The following is a 21578-nucleotide window of genomic DNA, read 5'->3' on the forward strand; positions in this document are numbered from 1 at the left end:
CTATATGCGTGCACTGTTTTCTTACGGCGTCGCCTTGTTGATCCTGCTTGGTGCAGGCGCATGGCTGGCAACCGGTTCGCTGGTTGTCGGCGGCAATGGCCCCGGCAATGGCGAACGCCCGATCATTTCGGTGATCGAAGGCAAGGATCACGGCCCGATTGCCACCCAGTTGGCAGCAGCCGGTGTTCTGGCTGAGACCCCACATCCTGAAACCGATCCAGCTTTGACCATTGCGCAGCGCAATGAGACCGCAAATGGCGCCGGCGCTGCGCTGCCATCGGTTCGCACCGAGACCTACACGGCACAACCGCTGCAGATCGACGTACCGCTGCGCGGTCGCACCCAGGCCAAGGCTTCGGTTTCGGCAATCGCTGAAACAGCAGGCATCGTCGACGTGGTGCATGTGACCAAGGGCCAGCAGGTTGCCGTGGGCGATGCCCTCTGCACGCTGGACAAGGGCACGCGCGCTGCCGCCCTGGCACAGGCCAAGGCTGGTCTCGAACAGGCCAATGCAGGTCTGGTTCAGGCACAGCTCGACTACGATACCAATACCGAACTGCGTAACAAGGGCCTTGCCGCCTCCAATACCGGTCGTACCGTTGAAGTTGCGCTGAGCGGCGCCAAGGCTTCGGTCTCGTCGGCTCAGGCAGGCCTCGACAACGCGCAGGCCGAACTCGACCGCACTGAAATCAAGGCAAAGGTTGCCGGTTCTGTTCAGGACCCGATCGCAGTGACCGGCTCGCTGCTCGGCCAGGGCCAGCCTTGCGCCACCATCGTTCAGCTGAACCCAATGGTGTTTATTGGCCAGGTGCCAGAGTCGCGCATCGCGTTGGCGCATACCGGTCTTGATGCTGCCATCACCACGGTGACGGGCACCAAGGTTGCCGGCAAGGTCACATTCATCTCGGCTGTCGCCGACAATGCAACGCGTTCCTTCCCGGTCGAAATCGAATTTGCCAATAACGACCTTTCGGTTCGCGATGGCGTGAGCGCACAGGCTGTGGTTACGCTAGGCAATACGCTCGGCCATCTGCTGCCACAGTCGGTGCTGACGCTCGACGAAAAGGGCACGCTGGGCGTACGCACTGTCGAAGACGGCAAGGTTGCCTTCCACGCCATCACCATCGTCAGCGATACGCGCGACGGCGTCTGGGTGACTGGCCTGCCGACCACCAGCGAAGTCATAACCGTTGGCCAAGAGAACGTGAGTGCCGGACAGGCCGTCAACGCCAGCCCTGCCGAGACTGCCACCCCCGTTAGCGCAGAAAGCGTCTAAACATGCTCGACTTCATCGTCAGAATACTGAGGATGCCGCGTGTCGTGCTCACCGTTATGGTGATCATGCTGGGCGCGGGTATCTCGGCCTATGTGTCGCTGCCTAAGGAAAGCTTCCCGGCCATCGACGTGCCGTATCTTTACGTCTCGATCAGCCAGAATGGCGTGTCGCCACGTGACGCGGAAAATCTGCTGGCCAAGCCGGCCGAAGAAGAACTGGCAACCTTGCCAGGTCTGCAGAATATCAGCTCGACGTCGACCACCGGCCACGCGTCGGTGTTCCTCGAGTTCGACATCAATACCAACAAGGACCAGGCGATCTCCGATACGCGCGCGCGCATCGACGCCATCAAGTCCAAGTTGCCAAGCGAAGCGGACGACCCGATCGTCAGCGAAATCGATCTGGTCGGCACCCCGATCATTTCGGTCGCGCTTTATGGCAGCGCGCCGGAACGCGAGCTGATCCAGCGCGCCGATGACCTGAAGGAAGCCCTCGAAGGCATCGCCGAAGTCCGTGAAGCCAAGCTTTCGGGCGGCCGTGACGAAATCCTTGAAGTGCGCATCGACCTGCTGCGACTTGAATCCTATGGCCTGACCTCGGCTCAGCTGTTTGACGCACTGGCCCGCAACAACATGGTTGTGCCCGGTGGCACCATCAACAGCGGTCAGGGCGCGTTCAATATCGAAGTCCCCGGCCTGATCACTCGGCCAGCCGATCTCTATAGCCTGCCACTCAAGACCGACGGCAATAGTGTTGTGACCTTTGGCGACGTCGCCACGATCACCCGCACGCTTGCCGATGCCACTGACTACACTACGGTCAACGGCTCCCCTGCCCTGATCCTGGGCGTGTCCAAGAAGCTGGGCACCAACATCATCGACGTGTCCGAAAAGGTCCGTGCGACGACTGCTGAACTTGCCAAGAGCTGGCCATCCGGCGTTGGCTACAGCTTCTTCCTCGATCAGGCCGAAACCACTACCTCCATGTTCCGTTCGCTGGAAGCCGCCGTGCTGACAGCTGTGGCACTGGTGCTGATCACCTGCGTGGCGACCCTTGGTATTCGCCCCGCAATCATGATCGGCATGTCCATCCCGCTATCGTTCATGATGGCGTTCCTCGTGGCGCAGACGCTGGGCATGACCATCAACATGATGGTGATGTTCGGGCTGGTTATCGCGGTGGGTGTGCTCGTCGACGATCCGGTGGTGGTCGTGGAATATGCCGAGCGAAAACTGCAGGAAGGCGTCTCCAAGAAAGAGGCGTTCATCCTCGCGGTTCGCAAGATGTTCATTCCGGTGGTGGGCGCAACTGCGACCACGCTTGGCGCCTTCATTCCACTGCTGTTCTGGCCGGGCATTATCGGCAAGTTCATGAGCTACCTGCCGATGATCGTGATCATCGTCATGATCGCTTCGCTGATTTCGGCCCTTATCTTCATGCCCGTTATCGGCGCGGTGATCGCTTCGACCCATGTCGATCCGAAGGCCAAGGAAGCCGCCGACATCGTCATGTATGCCGACAAGTTCGACGCCAAGAAGGTCAAGGGTATTACCGGCATCTATGTACGGACCATGGAGCATCTGCTGCATTGGCCGTTGCCGACACTTGCGGTGGGCTTTGCCATCATCATCGGCATTTTCATAACCTACGCCACCCATCCGACCGGCAGCGAGGCCTTCCCGGCTTCCGAGCCCGAGTTCGCGACGGTGGCAGTGGTTGGCCGAGGCAACTACTCGCCCGAAGAAGTTCGGGACATGATGTCCAATATCGGCGCTGAAATCATGCAGGTGCAGGGTATTCAGGACGTGATCATGCAGTTCGGCTCGACTGGAGCCTTCGGCACGACCCCGCCTGACACTATCGGCAACTTCCAGCTGCAGCTGGTCGATTGGGCCGAGCGCGTGCCGGCTGCCGAAATCTTTGGCAAAATTCGCGAGCGCATGACCCAGTTTGCGGGTCTCGATATCCAAGTGCTGGCGGCCGAAAACGGTCCACCAGCAGGTAAGGACATCAACCTGCGCGTCGAGAGCAAGAACTACGACGACCTGCTCCCTGTCGTGACGGCGATCAGAAACCACATCGAAACCATGCCGAACACGGTGGACATCGAAGATGGTCGCCCCTCCCCCGGCATCGACTGGCAGATCACCATCGACCGCAACGAGGCCGGCAATTACGGTATCGGTGTGCGTGAACTGGCGCCCTATGTTCAGCTCGTTACGTCTGGCGTGAAGCTGGGCACCTATCGCGACGCCGACACGGGCAAGGAACTGGATATCCGCGTTCGCCTGCCTGAGAACGAACGTACGTTCGACGCTCTGGACTCCATGCGCATCGCCACGGCGCAGGGCATGGTTCCGGTGAGCAACTTCATCGACCGTACTGCCGTGCCAAAGGTAGCCAATATCCAGCGGCGGAACCAGTTGTACCAGATGCCGGTGGCAGCTGGCCTGGCAAACCTGCCCGAGGGCGTCTATGCGGCCGACCGCGTGGCAGAACTGCAGACCTGGATTGGTCAGCAGGATTTCCCGAGCTCGGTATCGGTGCAGTTCGGCGGCGCTGAAGAACAGATGGGCGATGCAAACGCCTTTATCGTCCAGGCCTTCGGCATGGCGATGTTCCTGATCTTCTTCATCCTGCTGCTGGAGTACAACAGCTTCTACCAGGTGATGGTGACCCTCTCGACGGTCATCATGTCGGTGGCGGGCGTGTTACTTGGCATGCTGGCGACGGGGATGAGCTTCTCGGCCATCATGACGGGGCTCGGTATCGTGGCCTTGGCGGGTATCGTGGTGAAAAACGGTATCGTGCTGATCGACACGTACAATGACTACAACCGCCATCAGGGTGTGGAGCCGGTCAAGGCCATGCTGCTCACCACCGCACAGCGTGTGCGGCCGGTGTTGCTGACGGCGTTCCTGACGGCGCTGGGCGTTATCCCGATGTGGGCCAACGTCGAGTTCGACTTCATCCGTCGTGAAGTGGTTGTCGGTGGCCTTGCCGGGTCGTGGTTTATCCACCTGTCGGCAGCTCTGGTCTCGGGCCTGTTCTTCTCGACAGCACTGACGCTGGTCATGGTGCCTGTGATGATCACTGCACCAAGCGTGATGTGGGGCCAGATCAAGTGGGTCATGCACCATTCCGGTCGCCTACGTGACTTCGTGACCGGCCGGGGCCGCCAGCCAGCAATGGCAGTGCCCGCAGGGTTTGATGGCATGGCCGTTGAAATCCCGGCCGATGCCGATGGCAGCAAGCGCTACATCGTCAGCCAGGAAGTCGGCGCAGTCGAACCCGAGCAGGCTACCAACCAGGATAGCGGGCTGGTGAAAAAGGAAGAGAATGGCGTGACGATAGTCAGCCGTCCCGACCGCCCGGAAGCCGCTGAGTAATCAGCCGCGATGCACTAAAAAGGCCCGCAGCGATGCGGGCCTTTTTGTTTGGGTGGAAATAGGAGGTTCAGCTAACATCGTTTCCAGTGAGTTTGCACCGGCAACCTAGGAACAAACCCATGGCAGTTGTGACCGCAACCGAGGCTAGGCGCAGGTTTGGACAGATGTTGGTGGTGCTAAAGGCGGAGCCTGTACATATACAGAACGGGCGAAACGTTGCTGTCGTGCTCTCGCCGCTCTAGTGGAGAACCGCGACGACACCAAAGGTCAGCCAGTTGTTGAGCGCTTGATGGCTCGGAGCATAAAGAGGCGTCAGTCCCTATGTCGGGCACTGACGAAGTAGCTTGAGTGACTGGTGCAGCCTAGCGATCCAGAACAGTTGGTCGGCCCAAGCGCGGGCTTGCGTCGAGCATCCTCCTCTTCCTCCAAAGAAAAAGCCCCGTTCGAGAACATCGAAACGGGGCTTCAGATTTGTGTAGTCCTGTAAGCGCCCTACTCCGCGGCGGGGATGCCGCGCTTGACGAAGCCGTCGGGGTCGTTGGCGGTTTCGAGGAGCTTTTCTTCGGCCTCGGTCGCCTCGCGCTGGCGGTTCCACATCTGGGCGTAGAGGCCGTCCTGAGCCAAGAGCGCGATGTGGTTGCCACGCTCGGCGACGACGCCATCGCGCAGGACCAGGATTTCGTCGGCGTTGACGACGGTCGAGAGACGGTGGGCTATGACCACGGTGGTGCGGTTCTTGGAGACCACATCGAGTGCCGACTGGATATCGCGTTCGGTTTTGGTGTCGAGTGCCGAGGTCGCCTCGTCGAGGATAAGTATGGACGGAGCTTTGAGGATGGTGCGGGCAATCGCAACGCGCTGCTTTTCGCCACCCGAAAGTTTCAGACCACGCTCGCCGACCGGGGTTTCATAGCCCTTGGGCAGCGTTTCGATGAAGGGGCCGACCTGTGCCATAGCGGCAGCAGCGCGGACTTCTTCGGCGGTTGCGCCGGGGCGACCATATTCGATGTTGTAGCCGATGGTGTCGTTGAACAGCACGGTATCCTGCGGAACCATACCGATAGCCGAGCGCAGGCTTTTCTGCGTGATGTCGCGCAGGTCTTGCCCATCGATGGTGATGGCGCCGCCAGTCACGTCATAGAAGCGATAGAGCAGACGCGAAATCGTTGACTTGCCAGCGCCAGTGGGACCAACGATGGCGACAGTCTTGCCGGCCGGCACTTCGAAGCTGACGCCCTTGAGGATAGGACGGTCTGGATCGTAGTGGAAAGTCACGTTGTCAAAACGGATCACCGGACCGCTGATTTCCAGTGGCTTGGCGTCGGGCTTGTCTTCGATCTCGGGGTCCTGATCGAGCAGCTTGAACATCTCTTCGATGTCGGTAAGTCCCTGGCGGAGTTCGCGATAGACGAAGCCGATAAAGTTGAGTGGCCGATAGATCTGCATGAGGAAGGTGTTGAGAAGAACGAAGTCGCCCAGCGTCAGCGTGCGGTTCATCACGCCGACGACGGCCATGATCGAGATGATCAGGAAACCGGCATAGAAGATGATCGCCTGGCCAAAGTTGAGGAAGCCGAGCGAGGTCCAGATACGGATAGCCGAACGTTCATAGCCGGCCATGGACTCGTCGTAACGATCGGCCTCCATCTGCTCATTGGCGAAGTATTTTACCGTCTCATAGTTCAGCAGGCTGTCGATAGCCTTGCCGTTCGCATCGGTGTCGGAATTGTTCATGTCGCGACGGATCGCGATACGCCAGTTGGACGCCTTGATGGTGAAATAGAGATAGCCCCAGATCATCACCACCAGCACGCCAAGATAGCTGACACCGAACATCCAGACGAAGATTATCGCAGTGACGATGAACTCGACAATGGTGGGGGCAATGTTGAGCATGGCGAAACGCACAATGGTTTCGATGCCCTTGGTGCCGCGCTCGATGACTCGGCTCAGCCCACCGGTGCGGCGCGCCAGATGAAAGCGCAGCGAGAGGCGGTGAAGATGGTGGAAGGTCTGGAGCGCCAGCTTGCGCACGGCGTGCTGGCCAACGCTGGCGAACAGGACGTCGCGCAATTGCTGGAAGCCGGCGTCGATGACGTTGCCGAGCGCATAGGCGATGACCAGCACAATGGGGATAGCTAGCCCGAGGACGAGCGTGCTGTCCGGCGCGCTGCCGTCGAGGCTATCGATGATGCCCTTATAGGCGAAGGGCACCAGCGTGGTCGCGACCTTGCTGAGCAGCAATGCGCCGATGGCAAGGATAACCCGCAGGCGCAGGTCCGGCCGATCGTCTGGCCACATATAGGACCAGAGGTTCTTGACGGTAGAAAATACAGAGCCCTCGTCCGCGCTAACGGACGGCTTCTTCTCAGCGTTGTCAGACGACATCAGGCGGGTTCCGATTCCAGTTTGGACGGTGCGGGGCTAAAGCCCGCGATCATGCCGGAATAAGCGTCGCCGAGGGCGGACAACCGGTCATGCTGGACGATGTAGCAATTGCGCGTGCCGCGAGGCTTGCGCTCGATCAGGCCTGCGTCGAGCAGCACCTTGATGTGCTGGGAGACAGTCGACTGAGCCAGCGTCAATTCATCGGTGACGTCGGCGCAGCAGCACTCTCCGCGCTCCTGCTTGGCGAGGATGCGCAGAATGTTGAGGCGCACAGGATGACCCATCGCGCGCATGATGGTGGCAATATCGTCGTCGTGCATGGTTTTGCTGGGGTGTATCGTCATTTGACGATAAAATGGGGTCTAGCGGCTAAATAATCAATGGCCCGCCGAGCGGCGGGCCATTTTGTACGCATTTACTTTGGCAGATCGAAGACCTGGCCGGGATAAATCCGGTCTGGGTCACGGATCTGGCCGGTATTGGCTTCGTAGATGGTCGTGTATTTGATGCCTTCGCCATAAACGCGGCGGGCGATCGACCATAGATTGTCACCACGACGGATGATGGCCTTGCCGGCTGCGAAGCGCTGCGCGTCGTCGTCGCCGACCGCAACACCCGCCAGAGTTGGAACAATAGCATCCTCAGTCTGTGCGGGGACAACTTCGGCAACGGCAGGCGCAGTGGGCGTAGGCTCGACTGCAGGAGGTGTTTCGACCTGAGCGGGAGGCGTTGCAGCGGCGGTTTCTGGCGCGGCGGGCTCCGGGCGAGTGGCCGGAGTTGGTGCAGTCGTCGACGCTTGCGCAGCAGCCACAGGCGCTGGTGGCGTGACGGCGGGGGCTGCGGCGACGGCCGTGGCGGGGATATCGAGCGTGAAGTTGACCTCGGCGCGCGAGGCGACGGTGGTCTTGTCTGGCTGCAGCAGGTCGATACGGACGCGCTGCTGTGCCTTGGTCAGCACATTGCCGGCTTCGATCAGCCAGCGACCACCGGAAATGATGGCGTCGGCGATGAAGCTGTCATCGACATAGAGGCGAACCGTTGCGCCTTCGGTGCCGCCACCGGCGAAGAAAGTGCGACCGCCTTCGATTTCGATGGCGTCAATGGTGGGCGCCACGGAGACGACAGCAGGCTTGGTTGCCGGTGTCGGTGCGGCCGTGTTGGCTGCGGCCACAGCCGTATCGGTGCCGGCAGCGGCTGGTGGCGCTGCGATAGGCTCTACAGCCGCTGGTGCGGCCACTGGCTCGGTCGGGCCATCGTTCTGCGCGACGGGTGCTGGCTCTGGCGCCACAACGGCCACCGGTGGCGGTGCAACGGCCGGTGTTGGTTCGGGTGTCCGCGCGGCCTGAACAGGCTCCGGCGCGGCTGGCGGGACAATTGCGGGCGCAGGCTCGGTTGCGGCGACGGGCGCGGGCGCTTCGGTGGGTGGGACAGGCGCCGGAGTTGGCTCGACGGCGACAGGCGGGGCCGGTGGCGTCACCGGATCGGCTGCCGCGACCTGGGTCGGCGGGGTGATTGCGGGGCGCTCAAGGCCCTGCAAAACCTGGCTTGCGGCGCCCGGCGTGCTGGCGACAACGAGCGGCTGGGTGGTCTTGTCGTCGTCGATGACGACGACGAACGACTTGTCGGCCGTGCCGGTCTTGCCAGCTTCCGCCAGCGTGATTTCGGTGCCACCGGGGGCGATTGGGGCGTCGGGCACGAGCACCCAGTCGCCGCTCGATTCAACCGTGGTTTTACCGAGCAAATCGCCGTTGGAATAGACTTCAACTTCGGTGCCGGGCGTGCCGCTACCGGCGATGACCACCGAGCCATCGGGCTCGGCGCGCAGCAGGCCGAAGGTTGCGGCGATCAGGTTTTGCGGGACTGGATCGGCCGCTGGCGGCGTCACATCAAGCGCGGGTTCGCCGACGGCAGCTGCCGGTTCAGGCGAAACCACGGCAGCGGTTTCCACTGCTGCCGGCGTTTCGGTTTCGGCAACGGCCGGCGCAGGCAGGATGCCGCTTTCGACCATCTTGCCGCGCAGGCAATAGCCCATGCCGTCGCTGGAGTTAAAACAGGAAACAACGCTGGGTCCGGCGAGGACACCAACAATGACTGCGACAGTAACCGCAGCCGCCCCGATAGTGAGCGCTAGAGGTTTATTCGGAGCGGTATCGGCCAGTTTGTCCTCCCGGACCGTTACGGCAATCCTGCCTTTGGGGCAGACTACCCGGTTAAGCCACCTTCTCTGTCGCGGCCTGAGAAGCCTCAGTCTTCAACAGTTTATATGTGATCGATTCATATAGGGCTTCAAAGGACGCATCAATGATGTTGGGCGACACTCCGATGGTGTACCACCGCTCGCCCGTGCCATCACGGCTCTCTACCAATACACGGGTGACCGCGCCCGTGCCGCCGTCCAGAATACGGACTTTGAAGTCAACCAGTTCCAGGTCTTCGATCCGTGACGAATACTTGCCAAGGTCTTTGCGCATTGCCAGATCGAGCGCATTGACCGGGCCGTTACCTTCAGCGACCGACATCAGCAGCTCATCCTCGATGCGAATTTTGACCACCGCTTCGGTGACGGTGATCTCTTCGCCCTGGGCGTTGTGGCGCCGTTCGACGCTGGCCCGGTAGTTTTCGACGGTGAAATAAGTCGGCAGCGTGCCAAGCACTTCGTGGGCCAGAACGGCAAACGAGGCGTCGGCGCCGTCATAGGAATAGCCGCGCGATTCGCGTTCCTTGACCGTGGCGAGGAGCTTTTCGAGGCGGCGATCGTCCTTGGAGAGTTCGATACCGTGGCGGGCCAAAGCCGTCAGCAGGTTGGACTTGCCAGCCTGCTGGCTGACCATGATGGAGCGTTCATTGCCAACGCTTTCGGGCGGTACGTGCTCGTAGCTCGAAAAGTCCTTCAGCAAGGCGGAGGCATGGATGCCGGCCTTGGTGGCGAAGGCCGACCCGCCGACATAGGGCGCCTGTTTGCTCGGCGCGCGATTGAGCCGATCATCGAAGGCGCGCGAGATTTGCGTCAGGCGCTGCAGGCGTGATTCATCGAACCCCGTCTCGAACCGTTCCGCATAATACGGCTTCAAAGCGAGGGTGGGGATAAGTGTGACGAGGTTGGCGTTGCCGCAGCGTTCGCCGATGCCGTTAAGGGTACCCTGGATCTGGCGAACCCCAGCTTCTACGGCCGCCAGCGTGTTGGCAACGGCCTGTCCGGTGTCGTCATGCGCGTGAATTCCGAGGTGCGAACCGGGCGCTATTGCTAACACATTGTTAACGATGAGCGTCACCTCAGAGGGCATTGTGCCACCATTGGTGTCGCAAAGGACCACCCAACGGGCACCGGCATCCAATGCGGTTTTGACGCAGGACAGTGCATAGTCGGGATTGGCCTTGTAGCCATCAAAAAAGTGTTCGCAGTCGATCAGCGCTTCCTTGCCGGAGGCAACAGCGGCGGCGACGGTCTCGCGCAAGTTTTCGAGGTTTTCCTCAAGCGTGATTTCGAGCGCGACCTTGACCTGCTTGTCCCAGGTCTTGGCGACAAAGCAGGTCGCGTCGGCCTTGGAGTTGAGCAGCGCCTGAACGCCGGGATCATTGGCGGCAGAGCGCCCTGCCCGCTTGGTCATGCCGAAAGCGGTGAACTTGGCGTGCCTGGTGCGCTTGTTCTCGAAGAACTCAGTATCGACCGGATTTGCGCCGGGGTAACCGCCCTCAATATAGTCGACGCCCAGTTCTTCAAGCAGGCGGGCAATAGAAATCTTGTCCTCAAGCGAGAACTCAATGCCGGCTGTCTGTGCGCCATCGCGCAGGGTGGTGTCGAAGATATAGAGACGGTCTTTGGACATGAAACTACTTTTCGGTCTTGCTCTGGTCTAGGCCAACCGCGTTTTCGGTCTTGCTCTGGCCTACTCCAAGCGCGGAATCAGGCCAGCGATCTGTATCGCGGTCGGGGTGTTGGTGGTTGGTGGATTTGATGGCGTCGGCCCAGGCTTCCTGGCCATTTTCGGTCGCGCCGCCATCGGCGATGCTGGTTAGGGTGGTGAACCAGGGCACCTGTCCTTCCTGACCGGTATTGGCACTGGGCGGGAAGAATTCGGGGTGATCGAGGGAGCCGATGGTGAGGTTGATGCGGTCACCTTCGGTATTGTCGTAAAACAGTGGCGTGCCGCAATCGCGGCAGAAGCCGCGCTCGACATGTTCGGAACTGGCAAAGCGTGACGGCGCGCCACGCGTCCAGACGAGGGTGTCGCGCGGAGCGGCGACAAGCGCCGCAAAGATATTGCCCACGGCCTTCTGGCACATGCGGCAATGGCAGATGTGGGCGTTATCGAGCATATGCGTCGTGTGATAGCGCACGGCGCCACACTGGCATCCGCCGCTGACCTCCATGGCGTAGCGTTCCATCAGATGAACTCTTTCGGCGGCCAGTCCTCGGTATCGTGGTCCGGGTGCTGGTTGGAATGGATGCCGGCGAGGAAATCGCGCCATTCGTCGCTCGAGTGACTGACTTCGGGCAGCGTGGTCAGCGTATCGAAGAACGGCTGCTTGTCGGCCAGATTGACCTGCACTTCGGGCGCGGCGACGGTTGGATCATCGAAGGTGCCGATGGCGAGTTCGAGGCCGAAGCGGGTTTCATAGGCCAGCGGCGTGCCGCAATCGCCGCAAAAGGCGCGGCGGGCAGCGTTTGACGACTGGAACCATTTGGGTTCGCCACGTGTCCAGGTTGCGTTGTGGGCCGTGACCAAGGGGCCGAAAAAGCCGCCGAAGGCTTTCTGGCACATGCGGCAATGGCAGATGGACGGTCGGCCCAGACGCGTGACGCGAAACCGGACGGCGCCGCATTGGCAGCCGCCGGTATGGGCCTCTGGCTTAGGCTGGGCCATGGCAGACAGCTTCGATATTGTGGCCATCGGGATCGAACACGAAGGCCGCGTAGTAGTTGGGGTGGTACTGCGACCGGATGCCCGGCGCGCCATTGTCACGGCCGCCAGCGGCGAGCGCTGCGGCAAAGAAGGCATCGACGTCGGGGCGGGATTTGGCCGCAAAGGCGATGTGGACGTGATCGCGCAGCGCTGTGCCCGAGTTCAGCCAGAAGTCGGGCCGCTCGACGCCGTAGCCGACGACGCGGCCGCCCGGATGTTCGAAATCGACAAGCCGGGTGGCGCCCAGCGCCGCAAAGATCGCGTCATAGAAGGCGGACGATGTGTCGAAGTCGCCGACGGAGTAGCCGAGATGATCAAAAATGCTCAATGGGTATCTCCTTGGATTGCGTGCCAGACGGCGTCGAGCACGGTATCGGGGGCGGAAAGGATGTCGGAATTCCAGATGCGGAGAAGGCGGAAGCCACGACCGGTCAATTCCGCATCACGGGTTTCATCGCGCGTGTTTTCGGCATGCTGACTGCCGTCCGCTTCGACAATCAGCTTTGAGGCGTAGCAGACAAAGTCTGCGATGTAGGAGCCGATAGGCACCTGACGTCGGAACTTGTGGTTGGCAAATCGACGGTTGCGGAGGAGCAGCCAGAGTTTTTGTTCAGCCTCGGTCGGTTGGTGCCGCATGTCTCGGGCAAACTTCTGCAGTCGGGGACTCGGGCGCTCCTTGGCCCCCTCATCCGCCCTTCGGGCACCTTCTCCCACGGGGGGAGAAGGGGGGCTCAGAGTTGGGGAAGCCACCGGACCACCCTTCTCCCCTTGTGGGAGAAGGTGGCGCGGAGCGCCGGATGAGGGGGTCTCTGCCATCACGCCTTCATTTCCCATTTGGTCTGGCGGTCGCCGTTTTCGTCTTTGTAGTCCATCAGGGCGATGCCCTGTTCGGAGAGGTCGTTGCGGATGGAGTCGGCTTTGGCGAAATCTTTGGCGTTGAGGGCCGCGAGGCGGTCAGCGATGGCCGTGGCGATGTGGGCGGGTTCTTCCCAGCCGTCGTTGGACGTCAGCAGCGAGGTGAGGCTGAAGCCGAGGAACCGGAGCGTAGCGGCGAGGCAGTGTTTGGCATTGCCTTCTTCGCGATTGGCCTTCTTGGCGATGAAATCGAGCGCGACGCTGGCGCGATGGAAGTTGAGATCGTCGGCCAGTTCAGTGACGACGCTGGCGTCGGGCGCATCGCATTCGGCGACGTCGGCGCCACGGGCAGCGCGCTGCCAGTCGCGGAGCTTGGACTCGGCCTCCTCCAGTCGGTTGACCGAGAAGTCGATGGGCTCGCGGTAGTGCGTCATCAGCATGGCGAGGCGCAGCACGTCGCCGATCCAGGCGCGGCCGCCCATGGCGCCGGTTTCCAGCAGATCGTTGATGGTGACGAAATTGCCCAGGCTCTTGCTCATCTTCTGGCCTTCGACCTGAAGGAAGCCATTGTGCATCCAGACATTGGCCATGGCGTGGGTGCCGTGGGCGCAACGGGACTGGGCGATTTCGTTTTCGTGGTGCGGGAAGATCAGGTCCAGCCCGCCGCCATGAATGTCGAAGGTCTGGCCGAGATAGCGCTCGCTCATGGCGGAGCATTCGATGTGCCAGCCGGGGCGGCCCCTGCCCCATGGGCTATCCCAACCGGGTTCATGGTCGGACGACTGCTTCCACAGCACGAAATCGGCGGGGTTCTTTTTATGAACGTCGACAGCAATGCGGGCGCCAGCGAGGTTGTCTTCGAGATTGCGGCCCGAGAGCTGGCCGTAATCGTCCATCGACTTGACGTCGAACAGCACTTCGCCAGCCGCCTGATAGGCGTGGCTATTGCTCAGCAGAGACGAGATCAGCGTCTGCATCTCATTGATATTGTCGGTGGCGCGCGGCTGGATGGTGGGCTCGAGAGCCCCAAGCGCTGCTGCGTCGGACATGAACTGGGTTTCGGTCTTTTCCGTTACGCGGCGGATGGCCTCGTTGAGCGGCAGATCGGGGAAATCGCGCAGGGCGCGGGCGTTGATCTTGTCGTCGACGTCCGTGATGTTGCGCACGTAAGTGACGTGATCGGCGCCGTAGGTGTAGCGCAGGACACGGAACAGCACGTCGAAGACGATGACCGGGCGGGCATTGCCGATATGGGCGAAGTCATAGACCGTGGGGCCGCACACATACATGCGCACATTGTTGGCGTCCAAGGGGGTGAAAGCCTGCTTGGTGCGCGTGAGCGTATTGTAGAGCGTGATCTGCGGCGTGGTCATATGGTCCGTCCCTGGCCATGCGGAATTGCGCGGGCAGACGGCTCTTCTGGTATCAGATTATTTGGATGAAGAAGACCGCGCCGCCAACGAGTAGTTAGCAGGTAATAATGCAGCGGTTAATCAGAATGATCTGGGTCTTCATGGCGCGGACTTTGACCGCACAGCGCACGGAAAGCAAGCCGAAAAGAAAAAGGGGCGACCCGAAGGCCGCCCAATCGCTTTGGAGGCGATATTTTTGGTCGCTTCTGGATAGAAGCAGAAATTCGTTACGAAATGCACCCACGACAGCTATTTCGCGTGGCCTGAGAGTTACACGATCGACCGTCATACCCAACCGCTACACGGGATCGTGACCGAAATTTCTCAGCCCCTTCAGGCGAGCGCAACACGCTGGTTGATGTCACCGAAAGTGGAAACGCCATCGGCTGACATGGCGCCGATCCGCACGGTGTCGCCGGGCTTGAGGAAGGGCGTGCGGGCGCGGCCATATTTGAGTTTTTCGACGGTGCGCGCCTCGGCAATGCAGGCAAATCCGATGCCATCGCGCTTGATCGGCAGCGTTTCGTCGTGGCGATTGGAGACAGTGCCGCCGCCAATGATGGTGCCCGCCGCCAGATCGCGGGTGCGCGCGGCTTCGACGATCAGGTCGGCGAAATCGAAATGCATGTCGGTGCCCGCATTGGGCTGGCCAAACAGGGTGCCATTGACCTCGATGCGGATGGGCAGATGCAGGCGATTGTCGCGCCATGCGGTGCCAAGGCTATCGGGCGTTGCGACGATGGGGGCGAAGCTGGTGGAGGGCTTGGCGTGGAAAAAGCCGAAGCCGTTCTGCAGGTCATCGACGACGAGGCGGCGCAGCGAGACGTCATTGCAGACGGTGACGAGGCGAATGGCGGCGGCTGCCTGCGCGTAGGTGGCGCCCATGCGAACCGGGCCGGTGATGACAGCGACTTCGGCTTCAAAATCGATGGCGAGATCAGGATCGGTGACGCGGATCGCGTCGGTGGGAGCGGAAAGCGAATCGGAACCGCCCTGATAAAGCAGTGGGCGGCTCGATTGCAGTTCCTCGTCCTTGCTGCCCTTGAGGGTGCGGACGCGTTCGAGATGACTGAGGTAGCCCGAGCCGTCGATCCACTGATAGGCGCGCGGCAAAGGCGCCAGAACCTGGGCGGGATCGAATACCTGACCGGCAATAGCGCGGGCATCGAGCTGGGCTGCAAGGGCTGCAAGCGCCGGAGCGTGGGCGTTCCAGTCATCGAGCGCGGCCTGGAGGGTGGGCGCGATGCGGCCGGCTGCGACGTAGCGCGACGAATCGGCTGACAGCACGATGAGCTGGCCATCGGGACGACCGTTTCGGAGTGTGGCTAGTTTCATCTTGTCGCAATCTCGAACTTGTGTGGCCTTGCAGCGCTACCATGGCACTGATGTGGCCACTATAGTGTTGCCAACGGTCCTAGCGTTGTCTTAAGGCCGGATTAAAGAGCGCGCGGCGCGCTCTGGACAGGGATTCGAGGACAGGCTTGGGCAGGAACGGCGCGCGCGCCCTTATTCTGATGGTGCTGGCGGCTTTCTGCCTGATCCTGGACGTCAATACGGCTTATGCCCAGGCAGCGCAGTGCTCGCGGCTGGAAAACGCCTTGCGGCAGTTTGATCGCAATGCCGACTTCCAGCGTCAGGGCGGCAATTCGCAGGCGGCCCGCCAGGCGTCGCGCGATGTGCAGCAGATGGAAAGCCGTTATGTCCGCGATGGCTGTAACGACGCGGCCAAGGCCGGGCGGACGCTGACAGAACAGTGCCGGCAGATCGGGCGCGAAGTGCTGCGGCTGCGCGAAGTGGCGTCGGAAGTGTCGCGTCAGGTCGATACGGCCAATGCGATTTCGGGTCAGCGCGAAGCGATCCTGCAAGAACTGGCCCGTTTTGGTTGCGGCACCAACCGCTCCAGCGCCACCGTGACCAATGACCGCCAGTCTGTGTTCGACCGTGTTTTCGGCACGACGACGCAGGGCGACTTCACCAATGGCCAGATGGTCGATGGCGGCGGCGCCTGGGGCAATAACAGCTATCGCACAGTGCGGACTGTCTGCGTGCGGCTGAGCGACGGCTATTTCTGGCCGATCAGCTACGCGACGATTCTCGATTATGTGCCCAATGACGCCCAGCAATGTCAGGCGAGTTGTCCGACGACGCCGGTGGAGCTGTATTATTACGACAATCCGGGGCAAGAGCCCGAGCAGATGCGCAATGACTTCGGCAATCCGTATACGGCGCTGCCGACGGCGTTCCGTTACCGCACCGAGCTCGACACCAGCCCAAGCGCCAGCTGCAAGGTGGCGCCGCAGTCCGATGGCACGATGATCGAGGCGACCCATGATGATGGCTCGACCCGGGCGATGATCGATGTGGCTGGGGCGACATTCCCGCTGCCACTGCGCGACCCGCGGGGCGTAGCCCCGATTGCGCCGGTGATTGCGCCGCTGCAGACGGCAAACCTCGTCAGCATTCCCCTGCCCCGCCCGCGTCCGGCCGGCCCCGGCGAAACGCCGGTGACCCGCCCTATTCAGGCAACGGCTGAAAGCCAGCTACGGCTGGTTCAGTTCGGCGACAAGGTGGTCAGGGTAGTCGGTCCAGACACGCCGTACGCCCAACCAACGGGAGCAGGGACTTAAGCTCTGGCCCGTCGTGACGCCCGGTCAATGCCAGGCGGAGCGGCAGGAACAAAGCCTTGCCCTTGCGGCCGGTCGAGGTCTTGAGGGCGTCGGTCCAATGCGACCACGTGGCCAGATCCCACGGCTCGGCTGGCAGGATGGCCTTGGCCAGCGCGAGGAAGTCGCGATCCTCATCGGCAACGACGGGCACGACCGGGCCGGTGACGAGCTTGGATAGCTCGACGATGTCGCTGAACTTGGTCAGGTTATCGCGCAGCAGCAGCCAGATGGCTTCGCCTTCAAGGCCAAGCGCCGACAGACGCGATTGCACCGCCTCGTAGGGCATGGCGTGCAGAAGGCGGGCGTTGAGATTGTCCAGTTCCACCGGATCAAAGCGCGCCGAGCCGTGCGAAATCATCGAGAAATCGAGCCGGTTGGCGATTTCGTCGAGCGTTTCGTAGGTTTCAATGGGCAGGCTCGTGCCAGTAAGGCTGGCCATGATGGCGATAGCGATAGGCTCGTAGCCTTCGGCGCGGAAATCGGCGATCGACTGGCTACCGAGGCGCTTGGAAAAGCCCTGCCCGGCTACGTCGGTCAGGAGGTTATGGTGGCCGAACGCGGGGACGGTGCCGCCGAGAGCTTCGAAAATCTCGATCTGGGTGCCGGTATTGGAGACGTGGTCTTCGCCGCGGATGACGTGGGTGATGGCAAGGTCGATGTCATCGACCACCGAGGGCAGCGTATAGAGATAGCTGCCGTCTTCGCGGACCAGAACCGGATCGGACATCGAGGCCGTGTTGACGGTCTGCGGGCCTTTGATGATGTCGGTGAACTGCACCGGACGGCCATCGAGCTTGAAGCGCCAATGGGGCTTGCGGCCTTCCGCTTCCAGGCGGGCGCGGTCTTCATCGGTCAGCTTGAGCGCGGCACGATCATAGATCGGGGGCTTGTTGAGCGCGCGGGCGCGGGCCCGGCGGCGGCTCAGCTCGTCCTCGGTTTCGTAGCATGGGTAGAGGCGACCAGCGGCAATCAGGCTGTCGCGGGCGGCATCATAGAGCGCAGTGCGATCGGACTGGCGGACCAGAAGGTCCGGGGTGACGCCGAGCCAGGCCAGATCGACCTCGATGCCATCAGCATAGTCGCGGGTCGAACGGGCATTGTCGGTGTCGTCCATGCGCAGGATGTATTTGCCGCCATTGCGACGGGCAAAGTACCAGTTGAGAAGCGCGGGACGGGCATTGCCGAGGTGGATGCGACCGGTCGGGGATGGTGCCCAGCGGACGATGGTATCTGGGGTGGTCATCCGAGGGTGCGATCCTTGTAGCCATTGGTGATGGGGTAGCGGCGGCCGAGGCCAAATGCCTTGACGGTGAGTTTCGGGCCTGGCGCGGACTGGCGGCGCTTGTATTCGGCGATATTGAGCAGGCGTTCGATGCGCTCGACCAGCGCCCGATCATGGCCACGGGCCATGATCTGTTCGAGGGAGAGCTCGTCCTCGACGATAGAAGTGAGGATTTCATCGAGCACCGGATAGGGCGGCAGGCTGTCCTGATCGGTCTGGTCGGGGCGCAGTTCGGCCGATGGTGCCTTGTCGATGATCGCCTGCGGAATGACTTCGCCGGATGGGCCTTTGCAATCGCCGGGGACATGGCTGTTGCGCCATGCGGCGAGGCGATAGACCTCCATCTTGAACATGTCCTTGAGCGGGTTGTACCCGCCGTTCATGTCGCCATAGATGGTGGCGTAGCCGACGCCCATTTCGGACTTGTTGCCGGTGGTCAAAAGCATCGAGCCAAGCTTGTTGGACACAGCCATCAGCACGACGCCGCGCATGCGCGACTGAATGTTTTCTTCGGCCAGATCGGCCGGGCGGTCGCCAAAGACCGGGGCAAGTTGGGCCAGCGCGCCATCGACTGGATCACCAATCGAAACGATGTCGTAGCGCACGCCGAGACGTTCGGCGCAGTCCTTGGCGTCCTTGAGGCTGGCCTCGGAGGTGTAGCGATAAGGCAGCATGATGCAGTGGACGTTTTCGGCGCCAAAGGCATCGACGGCCATGGCGGCGACCACGGCGCTGTCAATGCCGCCGGAGAGGCCGAGCACGACCTGCTTGAACCCGTTCTTGCGGACGTAGTCGCGCAGCCCCAGCACGCAGGCGAGCCATGGGGCCTCGTCGGTAGTGGTCAGTTTGGTGACTTCGCCCTGCGCGCAGGTCCAGCCATCTTCGCCGCGCACCCAGTCCGAGACAATGAAATCAGTCTCGAAGGACTTGCCCTGGAACACCAGCTTGTTACCCGGCTCCATGCCAAAGGAAGCGCCGTCGAAGACCAGTTCGTCCTGGCCGCCCACCTGATTGAGATAGAGCATGGGCACATCGTCTTCGGCGACGCGGGCACGCACCAGTTCCTTGCGGACATGCTGCTTATCGGTCCAATAGGGCGAACCATTGGGGCAGAGCATGATTTCTGCGCCGCGCATGGCGAGGTGCTCGCAGACATTGGTGTGCCAGATGTCTTCGCAGATCGGGATGCCGACCGGGACGCCCTTGATGACCACAGGGTCAGCCAGCGGACCGGCTGTGAAGTAGCGCTTCTCGTAGAAGACGTCGGAATTTGGCAGTTCGCGCTTGAGGCGCGTAGCGATGATTTTGCCGTTTTCGGCGACAACGACCGCGTTGTGCAGGCCGGTCTTTTCGCGCCAGATGGTGGGCAGGATCAAAACGACATCGGTGCCGGCGGTATCAGCCACCAAATCGCGCGCCGCCTGAATGGCGTCGGCCTCGAACTTGGGCTTGAACAGCAGATCGTCGGGGAAATAGCCGGTAAGAAACAGCTCGGAGAGCAGCAGAATGTCGGCTTTGGCAGCCTGCGCATCGGCGAGCGCGGTGCGCGCCAGCGCCAGATTGCCGACAAGATCGCCCACCTTTGGATTGAGCTGTGCGAGCGCAATTCTGAGGCGGTCTGTCACGATGGTGCTGCCCGTTGGCTAAGAAAATAGGAGCGCCGCGCCTGGGCGCGACGCGCAAAAAGACTTATCCGCTCACCCCGGCAAGGGCAAGCGGACAAAGCCAGTTTGGTGATGCAGCTTAGAAGCGGCCGGAGACTTCGACCAGCGCACCGTAGCGGAACATCGAGAACGGGTTGTTGTTGATGATGTAGTTCTGCTTGGTCAGACCCGGGGCGGAAAAGTCGCCACCCGGAGTGGTCTGCACAGGGGGCGTAATGCGCGCGGTGTCGTAGGTGGCGTCGTACTGGCCCGTCAGATAGGAGGCCCGACCGCCAACGCGGATGGTGAAGTTGTCGGTCGGGTGGAAGCCGACCATGAGCTTGCCCGAGGCGCCGTAGCCGAAACCATTGATGGTGGCAGCCGAGGCCTGGCGGAAGGTTGCCGTCTGGCCTGGCAGCGAGAAGCTACCGGCAGTACCGCTGACCCATGCATAGGGAGTGGCGGCGGCTTCGCCCGTCACGTCAAATCCGCCAGCATCAAAACGTCCGGCCAGGCCGAGCTTGAGCGCGTGGATGTTGAAATCGTTGACCTTGCTGTCGCCGCCAACGGACCAGACGCCGGTCTTGTCCGACCATGCGATGTCATTGGCAGTCTGGGCCGTCGTGAAATTGGCGCGGCCCGTGTCTGGGGAGTCATTGGTGTACTGATAGCCAGCGACAAAGCCGAGACCGCCCTGCTCGGTGGCCAGTGGCAACCAGCCGAAATCGGCGCCGACATAGCCCAGACGCGCCGCTGGCAGATCTAGGTCCATGCCGCCATTGGTGCTGTAGGTGCCTTCATGAGCAATGCCATAGCCGCCAGTGGCCTCAACATAGGTGGAGGTCGAGAAGTCATCGATGCGCACGAAGGCTTCACCGGACGACGTCTTGGTTTCCATCTTCTGGGTATAGCTGCCGATGGAGTGTTCCTGCTCGCCAACGGAGTACCAGTAGCGAATGCCGGACTCGATGCGGAGCGGGTTTTCGGTGCCGCTCGACCAGTTGTTGGGGTAAGCGGGACGCAGATCGGCGTAGTCAGCCGCGAGTGCCGGCACGGCGGCGCAGACTGCCAAAATCGCCGCGGCGCTATAGAGAGAGCGCTTCATCCAATCCTCCAGGATCAATTACCCATGCTGGGTGGTCATGGAAAAAATTTATGCGGCATTAGGGTTAAGTTTCCACTAAATGCGAAATCGTAGGTCTACGGGAGATTTAGTAACCTGTGGGGCGCAGAGTTGATCGCATTGACTTGATTATGCGCCAAGGCGAAGCAACCCAGTCCGGTTTTGGGAGTTGCTCTCAAGCCTAAGGACTAAGTTGACGACGAGTTAGTGTGATGACCCGCAAAATACTGGTGGTCGAGGACGAGATTTTCGTCGCCACCGAGATAGAGCACGTAGTTGAAGAGATGGGGTTTACCTCCATCGGGATCGCCCCGGACGAGCGTTCGGCACTGGCGCTCGCGTCGCAGGCCGACGTCGCATTGGTCGATCTCAATCTCAATGACGGCCCTACAGGCATTCGCATTGGCGAAATTCTGGCGCAGACGCATGGCGTGACCGTGCTGTTCATGACCGCCAATCCATCGCAGCTCGGCAGCGGCGTGCCCGGTACTGTGGGCGTGCTGCCCAAGCCGGTGACCGATCAGGATTTGCGCGCGGCAGTCGCCTATGTGGTGGCGCGGCGCGATGCGGACGAAGCGACGCCACCGCAGCGCCTGCAGCTGTTTAACTGGGCGACACCGATCGTTTCAGCGACCTGATT

The 21578-nt window shown here is 61.5% G+C and carries 17 protein-coding genes; 4 read left to right on the forward strand and 13 right to left on the reverse strand.

The window, feature by feature from the left end; genetic code table 11:
• Positions 1-4: 4 nt before the first annotated feature.
• Both ABIE28_RS11115 and ABIE28_RS11120 read left to right on the forward strand, forming a co-directional pair.
• Positions 5-1276 carry an efflux RND transporter periplasmic adaptor subunit gene (locus ABIE28_RS11115; RefSeq protein ID WP_354062899.1) on the forward strand — a complete coding sequence of 424 codons (1272 nt, stop codon included), beginning with the start codon at positions 5-7 and terminating at the stop codon, positions 1274-1276.
• Positions 1277-1278: 2 nt separating this feature from the next.
• The gene (locus ABIE28_RS11120) at positions 1279-4665 is read left to right on the forward strand and encodes an efflux RND transporter permease subunit (RefSeq protein ID WP_354062901.1); all 3387 of its coding nucleotides are present in this window, start codon (positions 1279-1281) and stop codon (positions 4663-4665) included.
• Between the two features lie 492 nt (positions 4666-5157).
• Here ABIE28_RS11120 and ABIE28_RS11125 read toward each other — a convergent pair whose 3' ends face one another.
• From ABIE28_RS11125 to ABIE28_RS11170, 10 genes are all read right to left on the reverse strand, one after another.
• On the reverse strand, positions 5158-7053 hold the full coding sequence (locus tag ABIE28_RS11125) for an ABCB family ABC transporter ATP-binding protein/permease (protein WP_354062903.1): 1896 nt from the start codon (positions 7051-7053) through the stop codon (positions 5158-5160).
• The gene (locus tag ABIE28_RS11130) at positions 7053-7373 is read right to left on the reverse strand and encodes an ArsR/SmtB family transcription factor (protein ID WP_354062905.1); all 321 of its coding nucleotides are present in this window, start codon (positions 7371-7373) and stop codon (positions 7053-7055) included. The genes ABIE28_RS11125 and ABIE28_RS11130 overlap by 1 nt, the downstream gene beginning before the upstream one ends.
• A gap of 95 nt (positions 7374-7468) precedes the next feature.
• Positions 7469-9085 carry a LysM peptidoglycan-binding domain-containing protein gene (locus ABIE28_RS11135; RefSeq protein ID WP_354062907.1) on the reverse strand — a complete coding sequence of 539 codons (1617 nt, stop codon included), beginning with the start codon at positions 9083-9085 and terminating at the stop codon, positions 7469-7471.
• Positions 9086-9263: 178 nt separating this feature from the next.
• Positions 9264-10880, reverse strand: coding sequence for a citramalate synthase (gene cimA / locus ABIE28_RS11140; protein WP_354062909.1), 1617 nt, complete (start codon positions 10878-10880; stop codon positions 9264-9266).
• A 4-nt stretch (positions 10881-10884) separates the two neighbouring features.
• Positions 10885-11439 (reverse strand): GFA family protein, encoded by a 555-nt coding sequence (locus ABIE28_RS11145; protein WP_354062911.1) that lies wholly within the window; start codon positions 11437-11439, stop codon positions 10885-10887.
• Positions 11439-11918, reverse strand: a complete 480-nt coding sequence (locus ABIE28_RS11150; protein ID WP_354062912.1) for a GFA family protein — start codon at positions 11916-11918, stop codon at positions 11439-11441. The genes ABIE28_RS11145 and ABIE28_RS11150 overlap by 1 nt, the downstream gene beginning before the upstream one ends.
• Positions 11905-12279 (reverse strand): VOC family protein, encoded by a 375-nt coding sequence (locus ABIE28_RS11155; RefSeq protein ID WP_354066438.1) that lies wholly within the window; start codon positions 12277-12279, stop codon positions 11905-11907. The genes ABIE28_RS11150 and ABIE28_RS11155 overlap by 14 nt, the downstream gene beginning before the upstream one ends.
• Before the next feature lie 2 nt (positions 12280-12281).
• Complete coding sequence (locus tag ABIE28_RS11160; RefSeq protein ID WP_354066439.1) at positions 12282-12671, reverse strand: endonuclease domain-containing protein; 390 nt, start codon at positions 12669-12671, stop codon at positions 12282-12284.
• A 101-nt stretch (positions 12672-12772) separates the two neighbouring features.
• On the reverse strand, positions 12773-14185 hold the full coding sequence (gene cysS, locus ABIE28_RS11165; RefSeq protein ID WP_354062914.1) for a cysteine--tRNA ligase: 1413 nt from the start codon (positions 14183-14185) through the stop codon (positions 12773-12775).
• A gap of 372 nt (positions 14186-14557) precedes the next feature.
• On the reverse strand, positions 14558-15559 hold the full coding sequence (locus tag ABIE28_RS11170; protein ID WP_354062915.1) for a fumarylacetoacetate hydrolase family protein: 1002 nt from the start codon (positions 15557-15559) through the stop codon (positions 14558-14560).
• A gap of 146 nt (positions 15560-15705) precedes the next feature.
• Here ABIE28_RS11170 and ABIE28_RS11175 point away from each other — a divergent pair, with 146 nt between their 5' ends.
• On the forward strand, positions 15706-16851 hold the full coding sequence (locus tag ABIE28_RS11175; RefSeq protein ID WP_354062917.1) for a DUF2865 domain-containing protein: 1146 nt from the start codon (positions 15706-15708) through the stop codon (positions 16849-16851).
• On the opposite strand, the gene gltX is transcribed toward ABIE28_RS11175, so the two are convergent.
• The 3 genes from gltX to ABIE28_RS11190 form a co-directional block, all read right to left on the reverse strand.
• Positions 16796-18133, reverse strand: coding sequence for a glutamate--tRNA ligase (gene gltX, locus ABIE28_RS11180; RefSeq protein ID WP_354062919.1), 1338 nt, complete (start codon positions 18131-18133; stop codon positions 16796-16798). The two genes, ABIE28_RS11175 and gltX, sit on opposite strands and share 56 nt — an antisense overlap.
• On the reverse strand, positions 18130-19797 hold the full coding sequence (locus tag ABIE28_RS11185) for an NAD+ synthase (protein WP_354062920.1): 1668 nt from the start codon (positions 19795-19797) through the stop codon (positions 18130-18132). The genes gltX and ABIE28_RS11185 overlap by 4 nt, the downstream gene beginning before the upstream one ends.
• Before the next feature lie 118 nt (positions 19798-19915).
• A complete protein-coding gene (locus ABIE28_RS11190; RefSeq protein WP_354062922.1) occupies positions 19916-20920 on the reverse strand; it encodes a hypothetical protein in 1005 nt (334 codons plus the stop codon).
• A 230-nt stretch (positions 20921-21150) separates the two neighbouring features.
• Here ABIE28_RS11190 and ABIE28_RS11195 point away from each other — a divergent pair, with 230 nt between their 5' ends.
• On the forward strand, positions 21151-21576 hold the full coding sequence (locus ABIE28_RS11195; protein WP_354062924.1) for a response regulator: 426 nt from the start codon (positions 21151-21153) through the stop codon (positions 21574-21576).
• Positions 21577-21578: the final 2 nt, after the last annotated feature.

Source organism: Devosia sp. 2618 (assembly GCF_040546815.1).
In the GTDB taxonomy this organism is placed as follows: Bacteria; Pseudomonadota; Alphaproteobacteria; order Rhizobiales; family Devosiaceae; genus Devosia.